This window comes from Clavibacter rahimiani, assembly GCF_052654495.1.
In genome coordinates, this window is sequence record NZ_CP199790.1 from 1,843,597 (window position 1) to 1,869,266 (window position 25,670).

At 73.6% G+C, this 25,670-nt stretch carries 25 protein-coding genes; 10 read left to right on the forward strand and 15 right to left on the reverse strand.

The features are described from left to right. Positions 1–9 precede the first annotated feature (9 nt). On the reverse strand, positions 10–540 hold the full coding sequence (locus tag ACT7CP_RS08770) for an MSMEG_0572/Sll0783 family nitrogen starvation response protein (RefSeq protein ID WP_413962882.1): 531 nt from the start codon (positions 538–540) through the stop codon (positions 10–12). 285 nt (positions 541–825) lie between these two features. Between ACT7CP_RS08770 and ACT7CP_RS08775 the strand changes: the two genes are divergently transcribed. Genes ACT7CP_RS08775 through ACT7CP_RS08800 form a run of 6 tightly spaced genes read left to right on the forward strand, consistent with a single transcriptional unit; the run spans position 826 to position 6,778 of the window. After that, positions 826–1,698, forward strand: coding sequence for a carbon-nitrogen hydrolase family protein (locus ACT7CP_RS08775; protein WP_445441933.1), 873 nt, complete (start codon positions 826–828; stop codon positions 1,696–1,698). After that, on the forward strand, positions 1,691–1,996 hold the full coding sequence (locus ACT7CP_RS08780; RefSeq protein ID WP_445441934.1) for an MSMEG_0570 family nitrogen starvation response protein: 306 nt from the start codon (positions 1,691–1,693) through the stop codon (positions 1,994–1,996). Before ACT7CP_RS08775 ends, ACT7CP_RS08780 begins: the two co-directional genes overlap by 8 nt. Continuing rightward, a complete protein-coding gene (locus tag ACT7CP_RS08785) occupies positions 1,993–3,273 on the forward strand; it encodes an MSMEG_0569 family flavin-dependent oxidoreductase (RefSeq protein WP_445441935.1) in 1,281 nt (426 codons plus the stop codon). Before ACT7CP_RS08780 ends, ACT7CP_RS08785 begins: the two co-directional genes overlap by 4 nt. 9 nt (positions 3,274–3,282) lie before the next feature. Next, positions 3,283–4,161: a carbon-nitrogen hydrolase family protein gene (locus tag ACT7CP_RS08790; protein WP_413962878.1), complete on the forward strand. Its 879-nt coding sequence runs from the start codon at positions 3,283–3,285 to the stop codon at positions 4,159–4,161. 12 nt (positions 4,162–4,173) lie between these two features. Beyond that, positions 4,174–5,322 carry an MSMEG_0565 family glycosyltransferase gene (locus tag ACT7CP_RS08795; RefSeq protein ID WP_445441936.1) on the forward strand — a complete coding sequence of 383 codons (1,149 nt, stop codon included), beginning with the start codon at positions 4,174–4,176 and terminating at the stop codon, positions 5,320–5,322. Then, a complete protein-coding gene (locus ACT7CP_RS08800) occupies positions 5,279–6,778 on the forward strand; it encodes an AMP-binding protein (protein WP_445441937.1) in 1,500 nt (499 codons plus the stop codon). The genes ACT7CP_RS08795 and ACT7CP_RS08800 overlap by 44 nt, the downstream gene beginning before the upstream one ends. Positions 6,779–6,830: 52 nt before the next feature. Here the strand turns inward: ACT7CP_RS08800 and ACT7CP_RS08805 are convergent, their stop codons facing one another. The 3 genes from ACT7CP_RS08805 to ACT7CP_RS08815 are packed head-to-tail and all read right to left on the reverse strand — an operon-like array spanning position 6,831 to position 10,207. Next, entirely contained in the window at positions 6,831–7,304 is a 474-nt protein-coding gene (locus ACT7CP_RS08805; protein ID WP_445441938.1) for an NUDIX hydrolase, read from the reverse strand. Next, complete coding sequence (locus ACT7CP_RS08810) at positions 7,301–9,388, reverse strand: S9 family peptidase (RefSeq protein WP_445441939.1); 2,088 nt, start codon at positions 9,386–9,388, stop codon at positions 7,301–7,303. Before ACT7CP_RS08810 ends, ACT7CP_RS08805 begins: the two co-directional genes overlap by 4 nt. 39 nt (positions 9,389–9,427) lie before the next feature. Then, positions 9,428–10,207 carry an SDR family oxidoreductase gene (locus tag ACT7CP_RS08815; protein WP_445441940.1) on the reverse strand — a complete coding sequence of 260 codons (780 nt, stop codon included), beginning with the start codon at positions 10,205–10,207 and terminating at the stop codon, positions 9,428–9,430. A 179-nt stretch (positions 10,208–10,386) separates the two neighbouring features. Between ACT7CP_RS08815 and ACT7CP_RS08820 the strand changes: the two genes are divergently transcribed. The 3 genes from ACT7CP_RS08820 to ACT7CP_RS08830 are packed head-to-tail and all read left to right on the forward strand — an operon-like array spanning position 10,387 to position 11,915. Continuing rightward, positions 10,387–10,704: a hypothetical protein gene (locus ACT7CP_RS08820; protein WP_445441941.1), complete on the forward strand. Its 318-nt coding sequence runs from the start codon at positions 10,387–10,389 to the stop codon at positions 10,702–10,704. After that, positions 10,701–11,489: a glycerophosphodiester phosphodiesterase family protein gene (locus ACT7CP_RS08825; protein WP_445441942.1), complete on the forward strand. Its 789-nt coding sequence runs from the start codon at positions 10,701–10,703 to the stop codon at positions 11,487–11,489. Before ACT7CP_RS08820 ends, ACT7CP_RS08825 begins: the two co-directional genes overlap by 4 nt. Positions 11,490–11,549: 60 nt before the next feature. After that, positions 11,550–11,915, forward strand: coding sequence for an RNA polymerase-binding protein RbpA (locus ACT7CP_RS08830; RefSeq protein WP_307501000.1), 366 nt, complete (start codon positions 11,550–11,552; stop codon positions 11,913–11,915). Positions 11,916–12,010: 95 nt separating this feature from the next. Here ACT7CP_RS08830 and lnt read toward each other — a convergent pair whose 3' ends face one another. From lnt to ACT7CP_RS08875, 9 genes are all read right to left on the reverse strand, one after another. Further along, entirely contained in the window at positions 12,011–13,609 is a 1,599-nt protein-coding gene (gene lnt / locus ACT7CP_RS08835) for an apolipoprotein N-acyltransferase (protein ID WP_445441943.1), read from the reverse strand. Then, positions 13,606–16,083: a DEAD/DEAH box helicase gene (locus ACT7CP_RS08840; RefSeq protein WP_413962869.1), complete on the reverse strand. Its 2,478-nt coding sequence runs from the start codon at positions 16,081–16,083 to the stop codon at positions 13,606–13,608. Before ACT7CP_RS08840 ends, lnt begins: the two co-directional genes overlap by 4 nt. Before the next feature lie 95 nt (positions 16,084–16,178). Next, entirely contained in the window at positions 16,179–16,931 is a 753-nt protein-coding gene (gene tatC, locus ACT7CP_RS08845; RefSeq protein ID WP_445441944.1) for a twin-arginine translocase subunit TatC, read from the reverse strand. A 54-nt stretch (positions 16,932–16,985) separates the two neighbouring features. After that, positions 16,986–17,336 (reverse strand): Sec-independent protein translocase subunit TatA, encoded by a 351-nt coding sequence (gene tatA, locus ACT7CP_RS08850; RefSeq protein WP_445441945.1) that lies wholly within the window; start codon positions 17,334–17,336, stop codon positions 16,986–16,988. Between the two features lie 196 nt (positions 17,337–17,532). Next, entirely contained in the window at positions 17,533–18,522 is a 990-nt protein-coding gene (locus ACT7CP_RS08855; RefSeq protein ID WP_445441946.1) for a helix-turn-helix transcriptional regulator, read from the reverse strand. Further along, positions 18,519–19,526, reverse strand: coding sequence for a helix-turn-helix transcriptional regulator (locus ACT7CP_RS08860; RefSeq protein ID WP_307500994.1), 1,008 nt, complete (start codon positions 19,524–19,526; stop codon positions 18,519–18,521). Before ACT7CP_RS08860 ends, ACT7CP_RS08855 begins: the two co-directional genes overlap by 4 nt. Before the next feature lie 48 nt (positions 19,527–19,574). Beyond that, positions 19,575–20,621, reverse strand: coding sequence for an FKBP-type peptidyl-prolyl cis-trans isomerase (locus ACT7CP_RS08865; RefSeq protein ID WP_445441947.1), 1,047 nt, complete (start codon positions 20,619–20,621; stop codon positions 19,575–19,577). A gap of 61 nt (positions 20,622–20,682) precedes the next feature. After that, on the reverse strand, positions 20,683–21,747 hold the full coding sequence (locus ACT7CP_RS08870; RefSeq protein ID WP_445441948.1) for a tRNA (adenine-N1)-methyltransferase: 1,065 nt from the start codon (positions 21,745–21,747) through the stop codon (positions 20,683–20,685). Next, the gene (locus tag ACT7CP_RS08875) at positions 21,744–22,448 is read right to left on the reverse strand and encodes an HAD family hydrolase (RefSeq protein WP_445441949.1); all 705 of its coding nucleotides are present in this window, start codon (positions 22,446–22,448) and stop codon (positions 21,744–21,746) included. The genes ACT7CP_RS08870 and ACT7CP_RS08875 overlap by 4 nt, the downstream gene beginning before the upstream one ends. Positions 22,449–22,535: 87 nt before the next feature. Between ACT7CP_RS08875 and ACT7CP_RS08880 the strand changes: the two genes are divergently transcribed. Beyond that, positions 22,536–23,486, forward strand: coding sequence for a PAC2 family protein (locus ACT7CP_RS08880; RefSeq protein WP_413962861.1), 951 nt, complete (start codon positions 22,536–22,538; stop codon positions 23,484–23,486). A gap of 41 nt (positions 23,487–23,527) precedes the next feature. Here the strand turns inward: ACT7CP_RS08880 and mshC are convergent, their stop codons facing one another. Together mshC and ACT7CP_RS08890 are read right to left on the reverse strand one after the other, a co-directional pair. Beyond that, entirely contained in the window at positions 23,528–24,814 is a 1,287-nt protein-coding gene (gene mshC / locus ACT7CP_RS08885) for a cysteine--1-D-myo-inosityl 2-amino-2-deoxy-alpha-D-glucopyranoside ligase (protein ID WP_445441950.1), read from the reverse strand. 4 nt (positions 24,815–24,818) lie between these two features. Next, on the reverse strand, positions 24,819–25,637 hold the full coding sequence (locus ACT7CP_RS08890; RefSeq protein WP_445441951.1) for an undecaprenyl-diphosphate phosphatase: 819 nt from the start codon (positions 25,635–25,637) through the stop codon (positions 24,819–24,821). Between the last annotated feature and the right edge of the window lie 33 nt (positions 25,638–25,670).

Sequence of the window (25,670 nt, forward strand, 5' to 3'; positions counted from 1 at the left end):
GGCACCGGGTCAGACCATGTAGGTGCTGTTGATGATGGCGCCCTTGCGGGCGTAGTGGATGACCGCGTCCTGCACGTCCAGCGGGTGGCACGGGATGACCCCGGCGATGAGGTCCTCCTCCCGGGCGCCGTGCAGCGCGAGGCCGAAGCGGCAGCAGAAGACCGTGCCGCCCTCGGCGATGAACGTCTCGAGGGCGTTGTTGATGTTGTTCTCGCCCGGGAACCCGTCCGCGCCGGTGGTCGGGAAGCCGCGGTTCGCGATCGCGTTCAGCGAGCCGGGGCCGTAGAAGTAGAGGACGCTCGTGAAGCCCTTCCGCAGCGCCCGCGTCGCCTGCAGGACCGCGACGAAGCTGACCGACGACTCGTGCGCGATGCCGTGCACGAGCTGGAAGTAGTACTCGTCCTTCGTCGCCGTGTAGTCCGGGAAGATCTTCGTCGACCCGTAGATGCTGCTGCCCTTCGGCAGCGACGGGTGCGCGATCTCGTTGCGCGACTTCTCGATGTTCTCGAGGATCTGCTGGTCGATGTCGGTGTCGCTCATGGTGCGTGCTCCTTGCGATCGGACGAGAGCCGGGGCGGCCCGTGGACGTGGGTCCGAGTCTCAGCGGCATGTGTTGCGGACGGATTACGTCGATGTACCCCTTTTGTTTCCCCCCGGAACGAATTCTCGGGAAGTACCAGATCGGATGCGCATTCACCTCTCTCGGGAGCGTCGGGGGAAACGCATTCTTATTCCCGGCGTAACCAAGCCGAAACGAGGCATGACATTGACTGGGCGCACCGCGGATCCCCGCGCCCCCGCTCCCCGACACCACCAGGAGGCACGATGACGACGACCGTCGCCGCCGTCTCGGCGAACTTCACCCGAGACCTGCAGCTGAACTACGACCTCATCGCCAGCCTCGTCGCCGAGGCCCGCGAGGTCGGCGTGCAGCTGATCGCGTTCCCCGAGGCCGCCATCGGCGGCTACCTCTCCTCGCTCGGCGACCACGGGGACACGCTCAAGACCACGACCCGCTCGCTCCCGCCCGCCATCGCCCTCGACGGACCCGAGATCCGCCGCGTCCAGGAGATCGCCGGCGACATGGTGGTCTGCATCGGCTTCTGCGAGCTCGCCGACGACGGCGAGACCCGGTACAACGCCGCCGTCTGCCTCGACGGCGAGCGCGTCTACGGGTCCTACCGCAAGGTGCACCAGCCGTTGGGCGAGAACATGAGCTACTCCGCCGGGGACGCCTACGAGGCCTTCGACACCCCCGTCGGACGCGTCGGCCTGCAGATCTGCTACGACAAGGCGTTCCCGGAGGCCGCCCGATCCCTGGCGATGGACGGCGCCGAGATCATCGTCAGCATGTCCGCCTGGCCCGTGGCCCGCACCGCCACCGCCGAGGACCTGCAGGAGGACCGCTGGACGTACCGGTTCAACCTCTTCGACGCCGCCCGCGCCCTCGACAACCAGGTGTTCTGGATCGCCTCCAACCAGGCCGGCACCTTCGGATCCCTCCGCTACGTCGGCAACGCCAAGGTGGTCGACCCGGGCGGCAACGTCCTCGCCACGACCCTGCTCGAGGCCGGCCTCGCCGTCGCCGAGATCGACGTCGACGGCACCTTCGCCGCGATGCGGAAGGGCATGTTCCACCTCCGCGACCGCCGACCCGACGCCTACCGCACGGGTGAGGGAGCGCTCGTCGATGCCTGAGATGACGTTCCGGGTCCGCTGGCCCGACGGCACGGAGGCCTCCTGCTACTCCCCCAGCCTCGTCATGCACGACCACCTCGTCGTCGGCGCCGACTACCCGCTCGCCGACTTCGTGACCCGCTCGACGGCCGCGCTCGAGATCGCGAGCCAGCGCGTCCGCGCCCGGTACGGCTTCGCCTGCACCTCGGCCATACAGCAGCAGGACGAGATCCTCGCGGCCGCCGCCGCGTTCGACGGCGGGACCGTGACCGTCCTCGCCATGCACCCGCCCCTGCCCGTCGAGGAGGTCCGCGCATGAGCGCGCCCGTGCGCGTCGTCGACGGCACCCGCGTCGAGGTCGCCGTCATCGGCGGAGGCCAGGCCGGCCTCTCGGCGAGCTGGCACCTCACGCAGCGGGGCATCGGGCACGTCGTCCTCGAACGCGACCGCATCGCCCACGACTGGGCCGACCGCCGCTGGGACGCGTTCACCCTGGTCACCCCGAACTGGCAGTGCGTTCTCCCCGGCTTCCCCTACGACGGCGACGACCCCGACGGGTTCATGACCCGCGACCAGGTCCTCGACTGGATCCGCCGCTACGCCGCCTCCTTCGACGCCCCCGTCATCGAGGGCGTCCTCGTCACCCGCCTCCGCGGAGCCGCTGCCGGCGGCTTCGAGGTCGTCACCGACCAGGGGACGCTCCTCGCCGACCAGGTCGTCATCGCGACCGGCGGCTACCATCGCCCCGTCATGCCCGCGGTGTCCGCACGCGTGTCGCCGTCGGTCGTGCAGATCCACTCCGCGGACTACCGCTCCCCCGAGGCCCTCCCGGCGGGCGGCGTCCTCGTGGTCGGATCCGGCCAATCCGGAGCGCAGATCGCCGAGGACCTGTTCCTCGCCGGACGGCAGGTCCACCTCGCCCTCGGATCCGCGCCCCGGTGCGCGCGCTCCTACCGCGGCCGGGACTGCATCGCCTGGCTCAGCGACATGGGCGTCTACGACATCCCCGTCCAGGCCCAGGTCGGGGGGCTCACGAAGCGCGAGTCCACCAACCACTACATGACGGGCCGCGACGGCGGCCGCGACATCGACCTCCGCGCCTTCGCGCGCGACGGCATGCGGCTGTATGGCCGCCTCACCGCCGCCGAGGGCACCGCCGTCACCTTCGCCCCGACGGCCGGGGCGTCCCTCGACCACGCGGACTCGGTCATGGAGTCCATCAAGGACGACATCGACCGCCACATCGACCGGCACGGGATCGACGCGCCCCTCGAGCCCCGGTACACCCCCGTCTGGCGACCCGAGGTCGAGACCACCGGGCTCGACCTCCACGCCGCGGGCATCACGAGCATCATCTGGTCGGCCGGCTTCCGCTCGGACTACTCCTGGGTGCAGGTCGGCGTGTTCGACGGGGCCGGGCACCCCACCCACCACCGCGGCGCCACCTCGACCCCCGGCCTCCACTTCCTGGGCCTCCCCTGGCTCACCACCTGGGGGTCCGGACGGTTCGCGGCCATCGCCCGCGACGCCGAGCACACGACCGACCTCATCGCCGCCCGCGCCCGGCAGGGAGCGGGTGCCGCCGTGCCCGGATAGCCTGACCGGATGGCCGAGATCACCATGGGAGCGGTCGCCGCGCACTTCGGCCGCGACATCCAGAGGACGCTCGTCAAGCTCCCCGGCATGATCGACCAGGCCCGCGACCGCGGCGTCGACCTCCTCGTCCTCCCGGACGCCACCATCGGCGGCTACCTCCTCGACATGATCCATCCCGGCCCCGACGCCCTCCCGCCCGCCGTCGAGATGGACGGTCCCGAGATCCGGGCCGTGGCCGACATGGCCGGTGACATGACCGTCTGCTTCGGCGTCGCGGAGCGCGTCCTCGAGGACGACCGGGACGTCCGGTACAACAGCGCCGTGTGCGTCTCGGGCGGACGGGTCATCGGGACGCACCGCAAGGTGCACCTCCCGCTCGGCGAGTCCGAGGCCTACCGGGCCGGCGACGCGTTCACGGCCTTCGACACCCCCGTGGGGCGGATCGGCATGATGATCGACTTCGACAAGACCTTCCCCGAGTCCTCCCGCGCCCTCGCCCTCGACGGCGCCGAGATCCTCGCCTGCCTGAGCGCCTGGCCCGCCAGCGTCACCGACCGCTCCGACCGCCTCCGCCACGACCGGCAGGCCCACCTCTTCGACCTCTACGACTGCTCCCGCGCCGCCGAGAACCAGCTCTACCTCGTCTCCTCCAACCAGACGGGCGTCCTCGGCGGCCTCCGCTTCCTCGGCCAGGCCAAGATCGTCGATCCCGCCGGCGAGATCATCGCGAAGACCTGGGCCAAGGGCGGCCTCGCGGTCGCCACGGCGGACGTCGGCGCGGACATCCGCCGGGCCCGCCGCACCATGGACCACCTGCAGCAGCGCGCCACCCACGCCTACGGATCCGGCATCGCAGCCGCCGGGGCCGCCCCGACCACCACGGACTGACCAGGAGACCACATGCGGATCGCTCAGGTGACCTACTCCACCAAGCCCCGCGGCGGGGTCGTGCACACCCTCGCCCTCGCGGAGGCCCTCGCCCGACGCGGGCACGACGTCACCGTGTGGACGCTCGGCCGCGGCGGCGACCGCGCGTTCTTCCGCGACGTGGACCCCGCCGTCGCCGTCCGGGTCGTCCCGTTCGCACCGCGCGACGACGAGACCGTGGGCGACCGGATCCAGCGGTCCATCGCCACCATGCGCGACGCCTTCGCGGCCGCCCGGGCCGACGAGCCGTACGACGTCGTCCACGCGCAGGACTGCATCTCCGCCAACGCCGTCGCGCCCTGCATCCGCACGATCCACCATCTCGACGCGTTCACCACCCCCGAGCTCATCGCCTGCCACGACGCCGCGATCCGCGACCCGATCGCCCGGATCTGCGTGTCCGCCGCGGTCGCCGCGGACGTGGCGGCCGGGTGGGGGCTCCATCCCACCGTCATCCCCAACGGCGTCGACGCCGCGCGCTTCCGGGCCGCCTCCGAGGAGCCCGGCGCGGACGCCCGGGCCGGATGGCGGCGGTCGCTCGGCCGGTACGTCCTCGCCCTCGGCGGCATCGAGCCCCGCAAGGGCAGCCTCGACCTCCTCGAGGCCTTCGCGCTCCTCCGCCGGCGAGAGCCCGACGTCCGGCTCGTCTTCGGCGGCGGCGAGACCCTCTTCGACTACCGCGACTACCGCGCCGCCTTCGACGCCCGCGTCGTCGAGCTCGGCCTCGAGCCCGTCGTCCTCGGCGTCGTCGACGACGACCTCCTCCCGGCGCTCGTCGCCGCCGCCGGCGCCCTCGCCTTCGTCTCCACCAAGGAGGGCTTCGGGCTCGCGGCCATGGAGGCCGTCGCCGCCGGCGTCCCCGTCGTCGCGCGCGACCTCCCCGTCCTGCACGAGGTTTTCGGGACGACCGTGGCCTACGCGAGCGACGTCGCGTCCATCGCGGACGCGCTCGCGACGGGCCTCGCGGGGCAGGGCCCGGATCCGGACGCCGGACGCGCCCTCGCCGACGGCCACGACTGGGACGACGTCGCCCGCGCGCACGAGGCCTTCTACCGAGCGGTCGGAGAGGACGGGGACCGTGGTCAGGCAGTCGATCTCGCGGATCATCACCTCACTCGCTGACGCCGAGCCCGACCGCGTCGTCGCCCGGGACGACGACGCGGTCCTCTCCGCGCGGCAGCTCGACCTCGCCTCCAACCGGCTCGCCCGCGCCTACCTCGCGCTCGGCGTCCAGCAGGACTCCCTGGTGACCATCGCGCTGCCCAACACGATCGAGACGGTCATCGCCTGCTGCGCCGTCTGGAAGAGCGGGGCCACCCCGCAGCCCGTCTCGCGCGGCCGCACCGCCGACGAGCGGGCGGAGCTCCAGGAGCTGGTCCGCCCGGCCCTCGTGGTCGGCGTGCCCTCCGCGGACCCCGCGACCCCCTCCGTCCCCGTCGGCTGGACGCCGGACGCCGACCTGTCCGACGCCGCGCTCCCCGACGCGTGGGCCCGGTCGTGGAAGGCGCCCACGTCGTCCGGGTCCACCGGGCGCCCCAAGGTCGTCGTCTCGACGGCACCGGCGCTCCTCGACCCGGAGGTCGCGGTGGCGTCGTTCCTCCCGCGGGACCAGATCCAGCTCGTCGCCGGACCGCTGACCCACTCCGCCACGTTCACCTACGCGTTCCGAGGCCTCATGACCGGGCACACCCTCGCCCTGCTCCCCCGCTTCGACGAACGGCGCGTCCTCGGCGCCATCGCCGAGCACCGCGTCACCTGGGCCCTCCTCGTCCCCACGATGATGCACCGGCTCCTCCGCCTCCCCGCCGACGAACGAGCCGCCGCCGACCTCACGAGCCTGCGCACCGTCCTCCACATGGGCGCTCCCTGCCCGCCGGACGTCAAGCGCCGGTTCATGGACTGGATCGGACCCGAGCGCGTCATAGAGGTCTACGCGGGGAGCGAGTCCAACGGCATCCTGACCATCCGCGGCGACGAGTGGCTGGCGCACCCCGGCAGCGTCGGCCGGCCGTCCGGCGGGACCGCCGTCTCTATCCGGGATGCCGACGGCCGGGAGGCGGCTGCGGGTGCGGTCGGGCGCATCTGGCTACGGCGCGAGGGCGCGGCCACCTACCGCTACGTGGGCGGCGCCTCCGCCCGGACACCGGACGGCTGGGACACCATCGGCGACCTCGGCCGCATCGACCACGACGGCTACGTCCACGTCGTCGACCGCGCCGACGACCTCATCCTCCGGGCCGGCACCGGCATCCACCCCGTCGAGGTCGAGCGGGTCCTCGAAGCGCACCCGGCGGTGCGCAGCGCCGTCGCGTACGGCGTCGACGACCTCGACCTCGGTCAGCGCATCGAGGCCGTGGTCGACGCCCCGGACGGCGACACGACGTCGGAGCAGATCCTGCAGTGGTGCCGGACCCGTCTTGATGCGTCGCGGCGACCGGCGGCCGTCCACGTGGTCACGACGCCCGTGCGGGACGATGCGGGCAAGACGAACCGGCGCTCCCACTCCCGGCGAGGCGCTGAGGCACCGCCGGCGGCGAGCGCCACGGGGACCCCGGACCCGCCGACCGACCGGACATGAGGTGCATCACCCGGGCCCGGCGGCAGCCCGAGGAGGCCTCCGCCCCGCCGCCTCAGACGCCCCGGGACAGCACCTGGCGCGCGACGTCCACGAGCTCCGCGGGCTCGATCGGATCCTCCGTCGCCGCGAGCTCGTCGAGCGCGAACCAGCGGTGCGCGTGGATGTCGTCGAACTCGTCGGGCATCCAGTTGTCCGACACGGGCGCGAACGCGTCGACCCGCACGAGGTAGAACGTCGAGTGCCCGACGTCGAGCCCGCCGTCGATGCGCCGGCGCGCGTAGTCGTGCTCCCAGACGGGCTCGCCGACGGAGTCGACCCGGAGGCCCGTCTCCTCGAACAGCTCGCGGCGGGCGGCGACGGCCGGCGTCTCGCCCGGGTCGATCCCGCCGCCGGGCGTCAGCCAGCGCGGCGGCAGGTCGACGTTCGCCGAGTAGTTCGTGAGGAACAGCAGCAGGCGCTCGCGCTCGTCGACGAGCAGGATCCGCGCGGTGTCGCGGACGTGCCGCACGACCTCGCCGTCGGTCATCGGGCGTCCGCGGCGACCGGCAGGTGCCGGGCCCACCAGTCGAGGATCGCCTCGAACCGCTGCACCCGGTGGCGCGGCCGGCCGGAGCGGCTGAGCTCGTGGTCCTCGCCCGGGAAGACGAGCATCTCGGTCTCGACGCCGGCGCGCACGAGCGCCAGGTGGTACCGCTCCGCCTGCGACAGGGGGCAGCGGAGGTCGTCCTCGGAGTGGACGACGAACGTGGGCGTCCGCACCTGGTGCGCGACCGCCTGCGGGCTCTGCGTGAGGCGGACCGCGGCGTCGTGCCCCGTGTACTCCTCGCCGAAGAAGGTGCCGATGTCGGAGGTGCCCGTGAACAGCTCCGGGTCGAGGAAGCCGCGCTCGACGATCGCGCCCTGGAAGCGGTGCTCGTGCGCGATGGTCCAGGCGGTCAGGTACCCGCCGTAGGAGCCGCCCATGATCCCCGCGCGGGAGCCGTCGATCGAGTCGTGGACCGCGATCGCGCCGTCGAGGAAGTCGAGGACGTCGTGCATGTCCACGGTCCCCATCCGCTCCTTGATGACGCGGCCGTGCTCCTGGCCGTACCCGGCGGCGCCGCGGGGGTTGCAGAGCAGCACGGCGTACCCGGCGTCAGCGTAGACCTGCGCCTCGTCGAAGAGGTGCACGCCGTACGCCGCGTACGGCCCGCCGTGGATGACGAGGAGGACGGGGTGCGGCCCCTCCCCCTCGGGCAGCACGACCCAGCCGTGCACCGGGTAGCCGTCGCGGCCGTCGACCACGAGCTCGTGCAGCGGGCGGATCCCCGTCTCGCGCAGCGCGGCGGAGAAGTCGGTGAGCGGCTCGAGCGCGGATGCCGCGTCGGGCGCCCGGTCGGTGCGGACGAGGGCGAGGTCGCCGTGCGTGCGCGGGTCGGTGAGCCCGACGACGACCGCTCCTCCCCCGACGCCGACCCCGGTCACCTCCACCTGGTCGTCCACGAGCGCCTCGACGGCGCCGTCCGCGGTGACCCGCAGCAGCTGCACGGTGCCGCGGGAGGCGTTGAGCACGAGGACGGCGTCGCGGTCCTCGACGGTGATGCCGCTGCCGCCGAGGTCGATCGTCTCCGCGTCCGTGAGCACGCGCGGGGCGGCGTCGCCGGCGTCGAGCACGTAGAGCGCGGTGTTGCGGGCGACGAAGTCGACGCCCGACTCCCCCAGCTCCTGCGCCAGCAGGTACAGGCGTCCGCCGTCGACGGAGGCGGCCTCGCCGATCCCGAGCCCCGCCTCGTGCGACACGACGGTCCGGACCTCGGGGACCCCCGTGGACGCGTCGCCCGGTGCGGGGACCGCGACGGCGTAGACGCCGGTGACGAGGTCGTCGTCGCGGCCGTCGTGACGCGCGGCGACGAAGAGGACCTCGCTCCCGTCGGCGGAGAACCGCGGCGCGTCGTGGTCGACGGGCTCGTCGGTGAGGCGGACGACGGGGCCGACGCCCGCGCGCTCGGCGGCGGACGGCGTCGCGTCCGCGCCGACGCCGCGCACGGCGGGATCCGCGGCGTCGGGGTACCCGGACGCGACCGCGGCCACGAACGGCTCCGCGTCGAGCTCCGGCACCGCGACCAGGGCCAGCTGCACGTGGCGGTCGGTCGACCAGCCCAGTCCGTTGGCGAGGTACTTGGTGGTGGTGATCCGCCGGGCCGGCTCGGCCGCGGCGGACACGCCCTCGACGCTGCCGTACCGCCCGGGCTCGGCGACCCGGGCCGCGTAGACGATGCGGGTGCCGTCCGGCGACCAGTCGAAGGCGCCGACGCCGAGGAGCTCGTCGGTGAGCGCGATCGGCTCGCCGCCCGTCGCGCGCACGACGTGCAGCTGCGGCGGGCCCTTCGGCTCGGCCCGCAGGAACGCGATGACCCGGCCGTCCGGCGAGAGCCGCGGGGCGGTGTCGCGGAAGCCGCGCGTGATGCGGCGCGGCGGCGCGGAGCCGTCCGTCCTCACCTCCCACAGCTGGCCGGTGTACGCGTCGGCATGCACCCGCGGGCGCGTCACGGAGACGACGGCCAGGCGGCCGTCGGGCGAGACGGCGGGGCGGGAGACGGAGGTGAGGAGGTCGAGATCCGTGGTCTTCATCGGATCGAGCCTAGCCCCGGGGCGTCGCCCGGCCCCGGGTCACTCGGGCTGGAAGCTGCCCGTGTCGCCGACGAGGCGGGTGTGGTCCGCCGGGATCGGGTCGACCACCGCGCGCGCGACCTCGGCCGCGAACTGCGAGACGTTGTAGAGGCCGCCCGACGCCTCCTTGCGCTGCTGGATCGCCTCGGGGTTCATGCGGCCGAGGAGCGTCGCGGTGATGGTGCCCTCGATCATGTCCCCGGACACGACGACGAAGCCGATGCCCCGCGCGTCGAGCTCGGGCAGGAGCTCGCGCAGGGCGTCCTCGCCCGCGCGCTTGCTGCGGGCGACGCCCTCGTACTCCGGCATCGTCGGCGTGGTGCGGATGAAGTGCGCCTGGTGGCTCGTGACGAAGACGACGCGGCCGCCCTCGGACATGAGCGGCAGCGCGCTCCGCAGCACGTTGAGCTGCGCGTCGCGGTTGAGGGTCATGGCGTAGTCCTCGGCCATGCCGCTCTCCATGCCGCCGGACGCGTTGAGCACGAGCACGTCGAGGCCGCCGAGCTCGGCGCGCACGGTCGCCATGAGGCGGTCGACGGACTCCGGGTCGGTGAGGTCCGCGCCGACCGCGACCGCCTTCGTGCCGCCCTCGACGAGCTTCGCCACGAGCTTCTCCGCCCGCGCCGCCTTGTTGCGGTAGTTGACGACGACGTCCGCGCCGGCGTCCGCGAGGTACGCGACCGTGTCGGCGCCGATGCCGCGCGAGGAGCCGGTGACGAGGGCGCGGCGGCCGCGGAGCTCGTCGGGGGCGAAGGGGCGGATCTCGTCGACGGTGCTCACAGCGGTACTCCTCAGGTAGGCGCGGCCGAATGCGCGCGACGGGTCGTCCGGCGAGGGACGAGACGGGCCGGGTCACGCGGGCGGGGCCCCGGACGGACGGCCCTGAGAGCCTACCGCCCGCGATCCGCGGGGTGGACTAGGTTCGGGGGCGTCTGGTCGGCGGAGCGAGGGAGCAGCGGGTGACGGTCCTCCTCGACGAGAGCGCCTGGATCGTCTGGCTCGCGATCATCGTGGTCCTCGTCGTCGTCGAGATGCGCCGCCTCGACCTCGCCGCCCTGTGCGGCGGCGCGGCCGCGCTCGCCGCCCTGCTGTCGGGGGTCGTCGGAGCGCCCTGGTGGCTGCAGGTCGTCGTGGCCGTCGCCGCGGCGGCCGCCCTGCTCGGCGTCGCGCGACCGGCGCTGCTGCGGGCGCTCCCGGTCGAGGACGGGCCCGTGGCCGAGGCCCCCGCCGAGGAGGACGCGCCCGCCCCGCCCGACGACCGCGACCGCCGCGCGTGAGCCGCGCCGCCTACTTCGACGGCGCCGTGCCGCGCGTGCTCGCGCACCGCGGCTGGACCGGATCCGGCGCGGTCGAGAACACGCTCGGCGCCTTCCTGGCCGCGTGGGAGCTCGGGGTCACGCACCTCGAGACCGACGTGCACGTCACCGCGGACGGCGCGTGCGTCCTCTGGCACGACGCCGACCTGCGCCGCATCACCGGCGGCCCGGGGAGCGTGCGGGACGCCGCGCTCGCGGACCTCCGGGCGCTCGACCTCGGGTCCGGCGCCCGCGTCACCACCCTCACGGAGCTGCTGGAGGCCCTGCCCGAGGCGCGGGTGAACGTCGACGTGAAGGGACGGGACGCCCCCGCCGCCGTGGCCCGCGCCGTCCGCGACGCCGGCGCCGTCGACCGGGTGCTCGTCACCTCGTTCTCCGGCTCCCGTCGGCGGCGGGCGGTCGCCCTCCTGCCCGGCGTCGCGACGTCCGCCGACGCCGGCCGGCTCGTGCTCGCGGTCCTCGGCGCGCGCCTCGGCCTCGCGCCCGTGGTCCGGCTCGCCCTCCGCGGCGTCGACGCCGTGCAGATGCCTCCTCGGGTGCTCGGGATCCGCACCGTCTCCCCCGCGATGGTCGCCCGGCTCGCCGCCGCCGTCCGCGAGGTGCACGTCTGGACGGTCGACGACCCCGACGAGGTGATCCGCCTGGTCCGGGCGGGGGTCCACGGCGTCGTGACGGACCGCCCCGATCTCGCCCTCACCGCGCTTGCACGCGGGGGCTGGGATTCGCCTGGGAACCGGGTGTCCTGAGAAAGGATCCTCACAGCCGCGCGGTTTACAACGGGGAGTGCATCGCGAGAGGAGACCACCATGGCAGATCGCAGCTTGCGCGGGATGCGGCTCGGGTCCACGAGCCTGCAGAGCGAGGAGGGCGTCAGCTTCTCCCCCCGGCAGAGGAAGACGTACCGCACGGCGGACGGAACCACATTCGAGGTCGTGTTCTCGGCGGAGGCCGACGTCCCCGAGGTGTGGGAGTCGCCGAAGAGCGGACAGGAGGGTCGCCTGCTCGACTCCGAGGGCGCACCCGTCGCCCACGACGAGGTCGAGGCGAAGGTCCCCCGGAGCCACTGGGACATGCTGCTCGAGCGCCGGACGCGCGCCGAGCTGGAGGAGCTCCTCGAGGAGCGCCTCGCCACCCTCCGCGCGCGGCGCGGTCAGCACCGCATCGGCGCCTGACCCGACCCCTCCGCTCGCGAGCGTCCAGAGCACCCCTCGGCATCGCCGGGGGGTGCTCCTCTGTGTGCGGAGGGCCTCGCGGGCACCCGGCCGGATCAGCGGGCCGCGCGTCGCCCGCGTCGGCCCAGCGCGATCCCGGCCACGGCCAGCGCGCCCAGCCCCAGACCCGACACGAGCCACTCGATGTCGCGCCCGACGCGGATCGCCGGGGTGACGACGTCCGCGGTCGGCACGTCCACCACCATCGACCCGGCCATGTACCAGGGCAGTCGATCCAGGTCGCGCCCGTCGGGGCCGACGACCGCGCTCGTGCCGACCGTCGAGATGTTCACGACGCTGCGGCCGGTCTCGAGCGCCCGCATCCGGGCGATGGCGAGCTGCTGCACGCTCTCGTCCGTGCGGCCGAAGTCCGCGTTGTTGGACTGCGCGAGGATGAGCTCCGCGCCCTCGTCGACCATGTCGGTCGTCAGCTGGTCGTCGACGATGTCGAAGCAGATGGCGATGCCCGCGGTGACGCCCGCGACGTCCATGACCTGGTCGGTCGTGCCCGGCGAGTACTCGCGCTGGATCAGGCCGATGAGGTCGGGCGCGAACGGCTCCCAGAACGCGCGGTCGGGCACGTACTCGCCGAACGGGATGGGGTGCTTCTTGTCGTAGAAGTCGGTCGCCCCTCCCCCGGTCCAGGCGAGCGACTCGTTGTAGAAGCGGCCGTCGCGCTCGGTGACCGTGCCGACGACCAGCGGTGCCCCGAGGCGCGCGACCACGCGGTCGAGGGCCGCGGCGGACCCCGGGTCCCGGAGCGGATCCGCGTCCGCCGCGTTCTCCGGCCACACCACCATGTCGATGCCCTCATCGGCCGGGATCTCGGCCGTCGCGGCGAGGTGCGCGCGCAGGATGTCCCCGTAGCGCGCGCCGTCGAAGTACCCGGCCTTGGCGTTCCCCTGCACGGCCGCGACGCGCGTGGTCCCCGTCGTGGCGACGGGGAACGCGGGGACGACGAGCACCAGCGCGACGGCGATCCCCGCGACGAGCGCCCGGGCGGACGCCCGCACCCGCTCCTCGGCGGCGAGCTCGAGGGAGAGCGCCACGAGGAGCACGAGCACGAACGAGAGCCCGGACAGGCCGAGCCACGTGACGAGGTGCGCGAACGGGCTCTCGGACTGCGAGAGCGACACCCTCCCCCACGCGAATCCCCCGTAGGGCCAGACCGCGGAGATCGCCTCGCGGGCGGTCCAGAGCCCGGCGACGGCGACGGGCAGCAGCACCACGCGGCCGGCGACCGTCGGGAAGGCCCGCGGGATCCAGCGCGTCGCGGTCGCGATGGCCACCGCGCCGGTCGCGACGAAGAGCGATTCGAGCGCCGAGAGGGCGATCCACGGCACCGGGCCGAGGTACAGCGACGCCCACTCGATGTGGGTCAGGTAGAAGGCGAGCCCGGCCACGAGCCCGACGAGGAACGCCGGCCCCGCGCGGCGTCCGCGGAGCGCCACGAGCACGAGGGCGATCCCCGGGAATACGAGCGGCCACAGGCCGCGGTCCGGGAAGGCCGCGTCGAGCACGGGCCCAGAGAGCGCGGCGAGGAGGAGGGCGCCCCAGAGCGGCATCGGCGGGCGGATCGGCGACGTGTCGGCGAGGGCCGGCGCGGGCGGGACGGAGGTGCGCTCCCGGCGGGGAGCGCGGGCGAGCGCGGTCACACCGACGAGTACGCGACGATGCCGCGCCGGATGCTGTCGAGGGCCGTGCGGGCGTTCCGGGACACGGGTCCGTCGGCCACGATGGACAGCTGGTCGAGGAGGTCGATGGTCTGCTTCGTCCAGCGGACGAAGTCACCCGCGGCGAGGTCGGCCTCGTCGAGCACGATGTCGAGGCTGCCGCCGCGCGCCCAGCGGTGCATGGGCGCGCAGAGCCCGGTGGACAGGGGCTCGGTGGTGGGCAGGCGACGCTCGCGCTCGATGTCGTCGAGCCGTGACCAGATCTCCTCGGTGCGCTCGAGCGCGGCGCGGAAGGCACCGCGCGGGAGGTTCCGCTCGTTGCGGTCGCCCTCGTCGCGGCGCGGCTGGTACACGAGCGACGCGGCCATCGCGGCGAGGCCGGCCGGATCGAGGTCCACCCAGACCTGCGTGCGCAGGCACTCGGCGACGAGCAGGTCGCGGTCGCCGTAGATGCGCTTGAGCATCCGCCCGTTGGGCGTCGGCGCGACCTGGCCGTCGGCGTCGCGCTTCAGGTAGCCGAGCGACAGCAGCAGCTCGGTGACGCGGTCGAAGACCTTGGCGACGGCGTTGGTGCGGGTGCGGATCTGCTGGCCGAGCGCATCCGTCTGCTTCTTCAGGCGCCACCAGCGCTCGGCCCAGCGCGCGTGCGACTCGCGGTCCTTGCACGCGTGGCAGGGGTGCGCCTTCATGCGGCGGCGCAGGTCGGCGAGCTGGCGCTGGCGCTTGTCGCGCTCGCCGTGCTGACCGGGCTGCTGCATGTCGGCGCGGGCGGCGGTGGCGCGCTCGAGGTCGCTGAGCTCGCGGCGGAGCCCCGAGTACTCCCGGAAGTCGCCGAGGTGGCAGACCATCGCCTTCTCGTAGCCGGCGAGCGACTCCTCCTGCGTGCGGACCTTGCGTGCGAGGTCGACGACGGCGCGGTCGGCCTGGAACTGCGCGAACGACGACTCGAGCACCTCGCGCGTGCGCTCGCGGCCGAACTGGTCGATGAGGTTCACGGCCATGTTGTAGGTCGGCCGGAAGCTCGAGTTGAGGGGGTAGGTGCGGCGGGAGGCGAGCGAGGCGACGGCCTGGGGATCCAGCCCGTCCTTCCACTGGATGACCGCGTGGCCCTCGACGTCGATGCCGCGGCGGCCGGCGCGTCCCGTGAGCTGCGTGTACTCGCCGGGGGTGAGCGGCACGCGCGCCTCGCCGTTGAACTTCTCCAGCTGCTCCAGGACGACGGTGCGCGCGGGCATGTTGATCCCGAGCGCGAGCGTCTCCGTCGCGAACACGGCCTTCACCAGCTTCCGCTGGAACAGCTCCTCCACGACCTCCTTGAAGGCGGGCAGCATGCCGGCGTGGTGCGCGGCGACGCCGCGCTCGAGGCCCTCGAGCCACTCCCAGTAGCCGAGGACGGCGAGGTCCTCGTCGCGGAGGGTGCGACAGCGCTCCTCCACGACGGCGCGGATCTCGTCCCGCTCGTGCGCGTGGGTGAGGCGCACGCCGGCGCGGAGCACCTGCTTGACGGCGGCGTCGCAGCCGGCGCGGCTGAAGATGAAGAAGATGGCGGGCAGGAGGTTCCGCTCCTCCAGGAGGGCGACGACCTCGGGCCGGTCCATGCGCCCGCGATCCCACGGCCCGGGGGCGCGCCGGCCCGATCCGCCGCCGGCTCCCCCGCGGCCCCGACCCTGGCCCTGGCCCTGCCCGCCGCGCACGCGCACGGCCTCCCGGCCGCCGCCGTGCGTCATGCGGACGAGCTCGGGGTTCACGCGGTGGGTCGCGGCGAGCCCGGAGGAGTCGAAGAGGTCGACCATGCGCTGCCGGACGATGACGTGCTGCTCGAGCGGCACGGGCCGCTCCTCCGAGACGATGACGTCGGTCTCGCCGCGGACGGCCTGCAGCCAGTCGCCGAACTCCTCGGCGTTCGAGACCGTGGCGCTCAGCGAGATCATGCGCACGCTCTGCGGGAGGTGGATGATGACCTCCTCCCACACCGCGCCGCGGAAGCGGTCGGCCAGGTAGTGCACCTCGTCCATGATCACGAACGCGAGGTCGCGCAGCAGGTCGGAGTCGGCGTAGAGCATGTTGCGCAGCACCTCGGTCGTCATGACGACGATGCGGGCGCGGCTGTTGACGTTGGTGTCGCCCGTGAGAAGCCCCACCTCGTCCGGCCCGTACGCGGCCACGAGCTCGGCGTACTTCTGGTTGCTGAGCGCCTTCATGGGCGCCGTGTAGAAGATCTTGGCGCTCGGCCGCTGCATGGCGAGGTAGACGGCGAACTCCGCGACCACGGTCTTGCCCGCGCCGGTGGGCGCGGCCACGAGTACGCTGCGGCCGTTCTCGAGGGACTCCGCGGCGGCGCGCTGGAAGGGGTCGAGGTCGAAGCGGAGCCCGCTCGCGAACGACTCCAGGAGCGGGAGGCTCCGTCGGGTCCGGGAGGCGGCGTAGCGTTCGGCGGGCGAGAGCGGGTCTGTCACGATGCCGCCATCCTAGGCTCCGGATCCGCACGTCGTCCGGGTGCGGACGCGCCGACGCCCGCCCCTCGCGGGACGGGCGTCGGCGCAGGCGTCGCTCAGGACATGAGGTCGGCGGCGAGCTTCGCGTCCCGACGCGCGCGGTGGCGGTCGTTCAGCAGCGCGATGCCGGCGGCGACCAGGTAGAGCAGCGTCATCGGGATGGCGAGCAGGAACATCGACATGACGTCCGCGGCTGGGGTCGCGATGGCGCAGAACAGGATGATCAGCAGGATCGCGATGCGCCACGACTTGATGATCGTCTTCCCCGACAGGATCCCCATGAAGTTGAAGAGCACGAGGAACACGGGCAGGACGAACGCGATGCCCACGGCGAAGACGAGCTTCAGGACGAAGTCGAAGTACTCGCGCGCCGTGATGAAGGACGAGTCCCCGTCACCGGCGAACTGCGTGAGCAGCGCCACGATGTGCGGCAGGACGAACCAGCCGGCCGCGCATCCGCCGAGGAACAGGGGCACCGCGGAGAAGAAGAACCCGAATGTGTAGCGGCGCTCCCGCCTAGTGAGGCCGGGCACCAGGAACGCGAAGATCTGGTACAGCCAGACGGGGCTCGAGATGATGAGGCCCACGTAGAGCGCGATCTGCAGGCGCAGGTCGAACGCCGACGTGATGGTGGGGAAGTTGAGGCTCGCGTTCCGCCCCTGCTCCGCGTTGATCGTCTCGATGGGCTGCCGGAGCGCCTCGAGGACGAACGTGGAGAGGAACCAGCCCCCCACCATCGCGAGGAGGATGGCGATGCCCGCGATGAAGAGGCGCTTCTTGAGCTCGAGCAGGTGCTGGACGAGGGACATGCGTCCCTCGGCGTCCCGCTTCCTCTCGCGGGGACGCTCCGTGGTGCTCACGGATCAGGCGCGGGGGCGGGAGTCCCCGCCGTCGCGCGGGGAGTCGTAGCGCGGGGCGTCGTAGCGGGGCTCGTCGACGCGCGTCTCGCCGGGGCGGACGTAGTCGCGCGGCGCGGCGTCGCGGGCACGGTCGTCGGCGCGGTAGCGGTCGTCGTCACGGCGGCGGTCCTCGTCGCGGAGGTCGTCGCGGCGATCGGAGCCGCTCTCCTCCTTCATGGTCTTCACCTCGCCCTTAAAGATGCGCATGGACTGGCCCACGCTCTTCGCCAGGGCCGGCAGCTTGGTCGAACCGAAGAGCAGCACGATGACGACGAGGATGATGACGAGGTGCCATCCGGTCAGGTTTCCGAGCATGTGGTTCACGTTCCTTCAGGTCGGGGGGCCGGACAGTCGTTGTCGGGATCCGCGACGAGTCTAACGTCGTGGGGCCCCGCGACACCCGGTGCGGCATTGCGGTTCACCCGGAGTTCCCCTCGCCTGTCCGCTGACGCACGGAGGATCCTCCCGGTGCCGGGTGTTCGGAGCCGCAGCCCGGAGCGCTCGGTGCGGGTCAGTCCGCGTCGTCGTACGCCGCCGCGGCGCGCTCGGCCCACTCGGCCACCGCCCGGCGCGCCTCGGGCGGGGAGGTGACGACCACGACGCCCGCCATGCCCGCGACCAGGCGCACGAGGCCCTGGTAGTGCGCGACGCGGACGGTGACGGAGACGCGGCCGGGCCGGTCCTCGACGGGCACCGGGCGCTCGTCGCCCACGAAGTCGCCGAGCAGCGGCACCGCGCCCTCCGCGACCTCGAGGGTCACGCGCAGGTCGTCGGGGCTCGGCTCGAACAGCGTGTCGCCGAGCACCACGTCCTGCGGCCGGTGCTCGGGCGGCAGGTCGGTGACGACGAGCTCGTCGAGGCGGTCGAGGCGGAAGGTGCGGACGGCGCCGCGGGCCAGGTCCCAGCCGCGCAGGTACCAGTCCTCGTCCATCGACTCGAGGCGGAGCGGATCCACGACCCGGCGCTCCGTGCCGCCCCGCGGGCTCCGGTAGTCGAACTCCACGCGGCGCTCGTCGGCGATGGCCCGGCGGAGGTCCTCCCGCGTGCCGTCGCCGCCGGTCGCCGCCACGGCGACCTGGCTGGGGCTCGCGGACGAGCCGCGCGCGAGCTTCGCCATGAGCTGGCCCACGAGGTCGAGGTCGCTGGCGTCCGCCTGGGACGACACGTACTGGAGTCCGGCGATGAGCGCGGCCGCCTCCCGCGCGGAGAAGCGCGGCGAGTCGTCGATCGCGACCATGTGGGTGATGACGATCTGGTCGTTGTCCTCGAAGTCGTCCCACGCGATGTCGAACAGGTCGCCGTGCTGGTACGACGCGGTGGATCCGGGCACGCCGGAGACCGCGATGAGGCGCACGGCCTGGCGGATCTGCTCGGGCGGCACCCGGAAGTGCGCGGCGGCCTGGCTCACGCTCACCCGGCCGTGGTCGGTCAGGTACGGCACGAGCGCCAGCAGGAAGGCCAGCTTGTCCTGCGCCTGGAGCGGCGCGGCGCGATCGGTCACGAGGCGTCCTCACGGTGGGCGGCGATGGTCTCGGCGAGCCGGGAGCGCACGGCGTCCCGGAGCCGGGGCGGGGCGATCACGCGGGCCTCGGGGCCGAAGCCGGCCACCTCGTCCGCGAACAGGTTCGTGTCCGAGTAGTGGACGCGCAGGCGGCCGTCGCCCAGGTCCTCGGTGCCGCGGCGCCGGCGGAGGCGGATCTCGGCATCCGATCCGGGTGCCACCGCCACCTCCCCCACGCCGTTGGCCCACACGCGGTCGAGGTCGGCGAGGGCGCGCTCGGCGTGGTCCTCGCCCTCCGGCGTGAAGCCGCGGCTCGTGACGCGGACGCGGTCGACGATGCGGGACAGGAGGAACGTGCGGGGCCCCTGCGCGTCCTGGTCGATGCCGTGCAGGTGCCAGCGACCCTGGTGCTGCACGAGCGCGAGCGGCGCCACCGTGCGGATCCGCGGGAGGCGCTCGCCGGGCTTGAGGTAGCCGAAGGTCACGAGTACGTGCCGCTCGAGGGCCACGCTCAGCGGCGCGAACGCGGCCTCGCGCGTGCGCAGGCGGGGCGCGTAGCCGATGACCGGGTCGTCCGACTCCACGCCGAGCGAGCGCAGCTTGATGAGCGCGCGCCGCGACTCCCCCGACAGCGACCCCTCGCGCCACACCATGGCCGCGAGGTTGAGGAGCGTCGTCTCCTCGGGGGTGAAGGAGAGGTCGGCCGGGAGCTCGTAGGCGCCCCGCGGGATCCGGTAGCGCAGGAGCTGGTTGTTGCCCTCCTGGCCGGGCGCCTCGACGGTCTCGAGCGGGACGCCGAGGTCGCGGATGTCGTCCTTGTCGCGCTCGAACTGGCGCTCCAGGTTGGCGTTGTCCCCGCCCGCGGCGTACCGCTGGCGGTAGCCCTGGACGCTCGAGAGGACCTCGTTCTTCGTCAGCCCCTGCTCGGTGGCGAGCAGCGCCAGCACGAGGCTGAAGAGGCGCTCCTCGACCGGCACGGTCGGACGGCGGGATGTTCCTGGCACGCGGTGGTCCTCACGGTGGTGCAGCCCCCGGCCGGTGGCGATGCGACGTTACTTGCTCTGCTTGCTCGTCCCGAGGATATCCACCACGTAGACGAGCGTGGAACCGGCGGGCACCTTCGCGGCCGCCTGGTCGCCGAAGCCGTCGCCCGGGGGGACGACCGCGATGACCTGGTCGCCGACGTGCTTCCCGACGAGGGCCTTCGCGAGCCCCGGGGTGACGACGAGCGGGCTCTGCGCTCCGGCGGACGCGCCGCCCGCGCTGGCCGCGGCCGGCACCTGCAGGGGTCCGCCGCCGGTCCAGCTGGATCCGAACACGGCCTGCCTCTCGGCCGACGTGCTCGTGCCCCAGACGACGCCCGTGTACTGCATCGTGACGACGTCGCCCTCGGCCACCTCGTCGCCGTCGCCCGCGCGGAGCAGGGCGTCGCGGTACTCGGCGGGCGGCGTGCTCGGCGGGATGGTGACGCCGGGGACGCCGTCGTCGGTGGTGACGACGGCGGGGAAGCCGGCCTGCGCGGGCTGCGGATCGCCCGTCGCGCGCTCGGGGTAGGACGACGTGATGTCGACGACGAGGACGAGGCCGTCCGAGGCCTCGAGGCCCTGGGCGGAGAGGTCCTGGCCCGGGAAGACCGTGGCGACCGGGACGGCGACGGCGAGGCGCGAGCCGACCGGCATGCACTCCATCGCCTGCTCGAGGTAGGGCAGGCCCTCCCGGAGCGACGCGGTGGTGAACACGTTCGAGCCCGTGGTGCGGGAGTTCGGGGAGATGCGCGCGTACTGGGCGAGGGTCTCGCCCGTCTTGCCGTCGACGATGGAGGCGGCGGCCGTGATGCCCTGGCGCGGCTGCACCCGGGGACCGTCGCCCTCGACCAGGGTCGAGACCTCGACGTCCGCGGGCTTCAGCGGCGTGGGGAACGTCACGGACTCCGGCGCGCTGCCGACCTCGCCCGTGGCCGCGACCGTGCTCGACGAGCTGCCGGACCGGGCGAGGGGCGTGCAGTCGGACGCCGCATCGGATCCGGACCCGGACGGGGCGCAGGCGGCGAGCGACAGGACGAGCCCTGCGCAGACGGTGAGCGCGGCGGAACGGCGCACGTGACTCCTCTTTCGATGGTGGGGGCGGCCGGCACGCACCCGCGTGATCGGCCCTGTCATCCTAGGCGCTGGGGTCGGCGGGCCCGGCCGCGTCGTCCGCGTCGTCGGGGACGGCCGCGCCGCCCTCGTCGGCGGCGTCGCGTGCGCCCGCGAGCTCCGCGCCGTGCTCCGCGATGCGCACGCGCTTGCGCAGCACCTTGTCGCTCACGCGGCGCTCCCCGAGCGATCCGGGGGTCCACGCCTCCATGTCCTCGTCGCTGAAGTCCGACTTCGACGCGCGGCGCTTGAGCTGCGGGAGGACGGATCCGGGCGCCAGGCGACGGGCGGTGATGAGGAAGCCGGTGTGCCCGATCATGCGGTGCTCGGGGCGGACCGCCAGGCCCTCGACGTGCCAGCCGCGGATCATGGTCTCGCTCGCGTCCGGGTTCGTGAAGAGCCCCGTGTCGCGGAGCGCCTCGGCGACGCGCGAGAGCTGCGTGACGGTGGCGACGTAGCAGAGCAGCACGCCGCCGGGCGTGAGCGCCTCGGCGACCGCGTCGACGCACTCCCACGGCGCCAGCATGTCCAGCACGACCCGGTCGACCGAGTGCGGCTCGGTGACGGTCGGCAGCGCTTCGGCGAGGTCGCCGAGCGTGATGGACCAGTTCTCCGGGCTGTGGCCGAAGTAGCTCGCGACGTTGCCGCGGGCGACGTCCGCGAACTCCTCGCGGCGCTCGAAGGAGAGCAGGGTGCCGGTCGGGCCGAGGGCTCGGAGCAGCCACATCGACAGGGCGCCGGATCCGACGCCCGCCTCGACGACGGTCGCCCCGGGGAACACGTCGGCGAGGCCCAGGATCTGCGCGGCGTCCTTCGGGTAGATGATCGCCGCGCCGCGCGGCATCGACATGACGACGTCCGAGAGGAGCGGCCGGAGCGCGAGGCACGCGATGCCGGCGCTGTTGGTGACGACGCTGCCGTCGGGCAGGCCGATGAGGTCGTCGTGGTCGATCATGCCGCGGTGGGTGTGGAACACCTTGCCGGGCTCGAGCAGGATCGTGTTGAGGCGGCCCTTGGGGCCGGTGAGCTGGACGCGGTCGCCCGCACGGAAGGGGCCGCTGAAGCGCGCGGCCGAGGTCTCGACGGTCATGCGCGCACCCCGTCCCGGGTCGGAGCGGCGGCGGCGGACGCGCGGCGGTCGGCGTGCGCGGCCTCGACGTCGGCGAGCGAGCGGCCGGCGAGGGTGTCCCAGAGGACGTACGCGTCGTCGGCGGGGAGCGGAACGTGGTGCGGAACGGCGATGACCGTGGCGCCGGAGGCAGCCGCGGAGGCGACGCCGGGGGCCGAGTCCTCGATGGCGACGCAGTCGCGGACGTCGACGTCGAGCAGGCGGGCTGCGGTGAGGTAGGCCTCGGGGTGGGGCTTGCTGTGCGTCACGTCGTCGCCGGCGACGACGCGGTCGAAGGCGTCGAACGGCACGGCCTCGGCGACCTGCCGGGCCATGCGGCCGATGGACATGGTGACGAGCGCGGTGGGGATGCCGGCATCGCGGATCCCGCGGAGGAGCTCGCGCGCGCCCGGGCGCCACGGCACCTCAACGAGGATCTGCTCCATGACGCGGTCGCTGAGCCGCCCGATGATGTCGTCCACGGGCAGGTCGACGCCCGCCGCCTGGAGGATGCGCGCCGAGTCCGGCAGGCCGTTGCCGACGAGGCGGAGGCCGTCCTCGTGGGTCCACGTGCCGCCGAACGAGCCGACCAGCTCCTGCTCCGCCACCATCCAGTAGGGCTCCGTGTCCACGATGGTGCCGTCCATGTCCCAGAGGACGGCCGCGGGTCTGTTGCTGATCACGGGGAGCGAGTCTATCGGTGGGCGGCGCGTCCTAAGCTTGTCCGACGACCGCCGGCCGGGCGATGTCGAGCACGGGACGGGAGACACGTGGCGGATGCCGAGAGGTTCGTGAGCGGACGGCTGCTGGTCGTCGCCTTCGAGGGCTGGAACGACGCGGGCGAGGCCGCCAGCGGAGCGGTCCGGGCGTTGAAGGAGCTGCTCGACCTCGAGGCGGTGTCGTCGGTGGATCCCGAGGACTACTTCGACTTCCAGTTCAACCGCCCCACCATCGGCTTCGCGGAGGACGGCACCCGCGAGCTCGAGTGGCCGGGCGCGACGCTCTACGGTCCGAAGCAGCCGCGTCGCCCCGCCCAGGACCTCGCCGCCGACGCCCAGCTCGCCGTGAGCGGCGACAACGGCGGCAGCATCCACCTCCTCCTCGGCGTCGAGCCGTCCCGGCACTGGACGGCGTTCACCGCCGAGGTGCTCGACGCGGCGCGCGCCCGCGGCGTCGAGGGCGTCGTGCTGCTCGGCGCGCTGCTGGCCGACGTGCCGCACACGCGCCCCATCTCCGTCTTCTCCTCGAGCGAGAACGCCGGCGTCCGCGCCGAGCTCGGCATCGAGCGGAGCACGTACGAGGGGCCGGTCGGGATCCTCAGCATCATCGCCCAGCGCGCGGAGGAGATGGGCCTGCCTACGGTCTCCCTCTGGGCGTCCGTGCCGCACTACGTGCACAGCGCGCCGTCGCCGAAGGCCACGCTCGCGCTCATCGACAAGCTCGAGGAGATGGTCGACGTGGTGATCCCGCGCGGCGAGCTCGTCGAGGAGGCCGCCACCTGGGAGGCCGGCATCGACCAGCTCGCGGGCGAGGACGAGGACATGGCCTCCTACATCCAGCAGCTCGAGCAGGCCCGCGACACGGTCGACTCCCCCGAGGCGAGCGGCGAGGCCATCGCGCAGGAGTTCGAGCGGTACCTCCGCCGCGGCGACGGGCCGCGCGGCCGCGGCGACGACCGCCCGGACGAGCCGTGGCGGCCGAAGGACCCCAAGGACCAGTAGGTCCCCACGGACCCGGCGCCGGCCGCGGGACGCGCCGCGGATCAGGCGGCCGGGCTCCCGAGCCGCACGCCGAGGAGCGCGTCGACCGCGTCGACCTCGACCGGCGTCGCGGGCACGCCCGTGGCGACCCGGAGGTCGAGCAGCAGGATCGCGCCCGGGGTGTCGAGGTCGTCCGCGAGGCGCTCGCGCACGAGCTGGACGAGCTCGCCGGCGCCGTCGACGGCGGGCGCGGCGTGCGGATCCGCGTCCTCCGACGCCCACGCGTCCCAGGCGGCGAGGCGGGTGACGGACTCCTCGAGGAGCGCGTCCGTCCACTCCCAGTCCGCGCGGTGGTGCTGCGCGAGGAGCGCGAGGCGGATGGCCCGCGGATCCACGCCCGCCGCGCGCAGGCGCGACACGAGCACGAGGTTGCCGAGCGACTTGCTCATCTTCTCGCCCTGGTAGGCGACCATGCCGGTGTGCGCGTAGACGCACGCGAACTCCTCGCCCGTGAGCGCGGACGCGTGGCCGGCGGACATCTCGTGGTGCGGGAAGATCAGGTCGCTGCCGCCGCCCTGCACGGTGACGGGCCGGTCGAGCTTCCGGAGCGCGATGACGGCGCACTCGATGTGCCAGCCGGGCCGGCCGCGGCCGACGACGCTGTCCCAGGCGGGCTCGCCCGCGCGCTCGGCGCGCCACAGCAGCGGATCCAGCGGGTCGCGCTTGCCGGGCCGCTCCGGGTCGCCGCCGCGCTCGGCGGAGAGGACGGCCATGGTCGCGCGGTCGTAGCCGCTCTCGTCGCCGAGGGACCAGGGGCCCGTCTCCCCCGCCCGCGCGACGTCGAAGTAGAGGTCCCGCGCGCCGGGCTCGGCGGCGTCGGGGGTGTCGACCGGGTACGCGGTGCCGCGGCGCACGAGCTCCGCGACGGCGGCCGCGACCTCGTCGACGACCTCCGTGACGCCGACGTAGGAGTCGGGCGGGAGGATCCGGAGCGCCTCCATGTCGGTGCGGAACAGCTCCACCTGCTCGGCGGCGAGGTCGCGCCAGTCGACGCCCGTCGCCGTCGCCCGCTCGAGCAGCGGGTCGTCGACGTCGGTCACGTTCTGGACGTAGGCGACGTCGTACCCGCGGTCGAGCCACACGCGCTGCAGCGTGTCGAACGCGAGGTAGGTGGAGGCGTGGCCGAGGTGCGTCGCGTCGTACGGCGTGATGCCGCAGACGTACAGGCCCACGCGGCCGTCGCCCGCGCACTCGGCGGGCCGGATGGATCCGGTGCTCGTGTCGAACAGGGACGGGACGGGCGGCTCCCCCGCGACGGCGGGGACGACGGGACGTGACCAGGCGCGCACGGGATCAGGCCGCGATCGTGCCGGTGCCGAGGAGCACGAGCAGCACGGCGCCGAGGGCGACGCGGTAGACCACGAACGGCATGAAGGTGCGCGTGGAGATGTAGCGCATGAGGCCCGCGATGACGGCGAGGCCGACGACGAAGGCGATGAGCGTGGCGACGGCCGTCTGCCCGGCGCCCGCCTGCCCGGTCTCGTCGAAGCTCCCCACGAGCTCGTAGAGCCCGCTGCCGAAGACGGCCGGCACGGCGAGCAGGAACGAGTACTCGGCGGCGACGGGACGCGCGTACCCGAAGGCCCGCGCGGCGGTCGTGGTGGCGCCCGAGCGCGAGACGCCGGGGACGAGCGCGAGGGCCTGCGCGATGCCGATGCTCACGCCGTGCCCGTAGGTCATGTCCTTCTCGAGGCGGTCGCTGCGGCTGAAGCGGTCCGCGAGGCCGAGCAGGATGCCGAAGACGATGAGGACGATCGCGACGATCCACAGCGAGCGGAACGTGGAGCGGATCGTGTCCTGGAACAGGTAGCCCGCGATGCCGATGGGGATGGTGCCGATGATGACGAGCCAGCCCATGCGCACGTCCGGGTCGCCCTTCGGCATCCCCCCGCGGAGCGAGCGGAACCAGGCCGAGAGGACCTTGCCGATGCGCTTGCGGAAGAACACGACGACCGCGAGCTCGGTGCCGAGCTGCGTGATGGCGGTGAACGTGGCGCCCGGGTCGCCGCCCATGAACAGGCCGGCGATGCGGAGGTGGGCGCTCGAGGAGATGGGCAGGAATTCGGTCAATCCCTGGACCAGGCCCAGGATGATCGCCTCGAGGTAGCTCAAACGGATGCTCCAAGTGTCGGGTGGCCCACCTGG

What these genes read in the sequence shown, in the direction of transcription:
- ACT7CP_RS08770 (WP_413962882.1), bottom strand. Translation starts at nt 540, where the DNA reads ATGAGCGACACCGACATCGACCAGCAGATCCTCGAGAACATCGAGAAG.
- ACT7CP_RS08775 (WP_445441933.1), top strand. Translation starts at nt 826, where the DNA reads ATGACGACGACCGTCGCCGCCGTCTCGGCGAACTTCACCCGAGACCTG.
- ACT7CP_RS08780 (WP_445441934.1), top strand. Translation starts at nt 1,691, where the DNA reads ATGCCTGAGATGACGTTCCGGGTCCGCTGGCCCGACGGCACGGAGGCC.
- ACT7CP_RS08785 (WP_445441935.1), top strand. Translation starts at nt 1,993, where the DNA reads ATGAGCGCGCCCGTGCGCGTCGTCGACGGCACCCGCGTCGAGGTCGCC.
- ACT7CP_RS08790 (WP_413962878.1), top strand. Translation starts at nt 3,283, where the DNA reads ATGGCCGAGATCACCATGGGAGCGGTCGCCGCGCACTTCGGCCGCGAC.
- ACT7CP_RS08795 (WP_445441936.1), top strand. Translation starts at nt 4,174, where the DNA reads ATGCGGATCGCTCAGGTGACCTACTCCACCAAGCCCCGCGGCGGGGTC.
- ACT7CP_RS08805 (WP_445441938.1), bottom strand. Translation starts at nt 7,304, where the DNA reads ATGACCGACGGCGAGGTCGTGCGGCACGTCCGCGACACCGCGCGGATC.
- ACT7CP_RS08810 (WP_445441939.1), bottom strand. Translation starts at nt 9,388, where the DNA reads ATGAAGACCACGGATCTCGACCTCCTCACCTCCGTCTCCCGCCCCGCC.
- ACT7CP_RS08830 (WP_307501000.1), top strand. Translation starts at nt 11,550, where the DNA reads ATGGCAGATCGCAGCTTGCGCGGGATGCGGCTCGGGTCCACGAGCCTG.
- tatC (WP_445441944.1), bottom strand. Translation starts at nt 16,931, where the DNA reads ATGTCCCTCGTCCAGCACCTGCTCGAGCTCAAGAAGCGCCTCTTCATC.
- tatA (WP_445441945.1), bottom strand. Translation starts at nt 17,336, where the DNA reads ATGCTCGGAAACCTGACCGGATGGCACCTCGTCATCATCCTCGTCGTC.
- ACT7CP_RS08870 (WP_445441948.1), bottom strand. Translation starts at nt 21,747, where the DNA reads ATGACCGTCGAGACCTCGGCCGCGCGCTTCAGCGGCCCCTTCCGTGCG.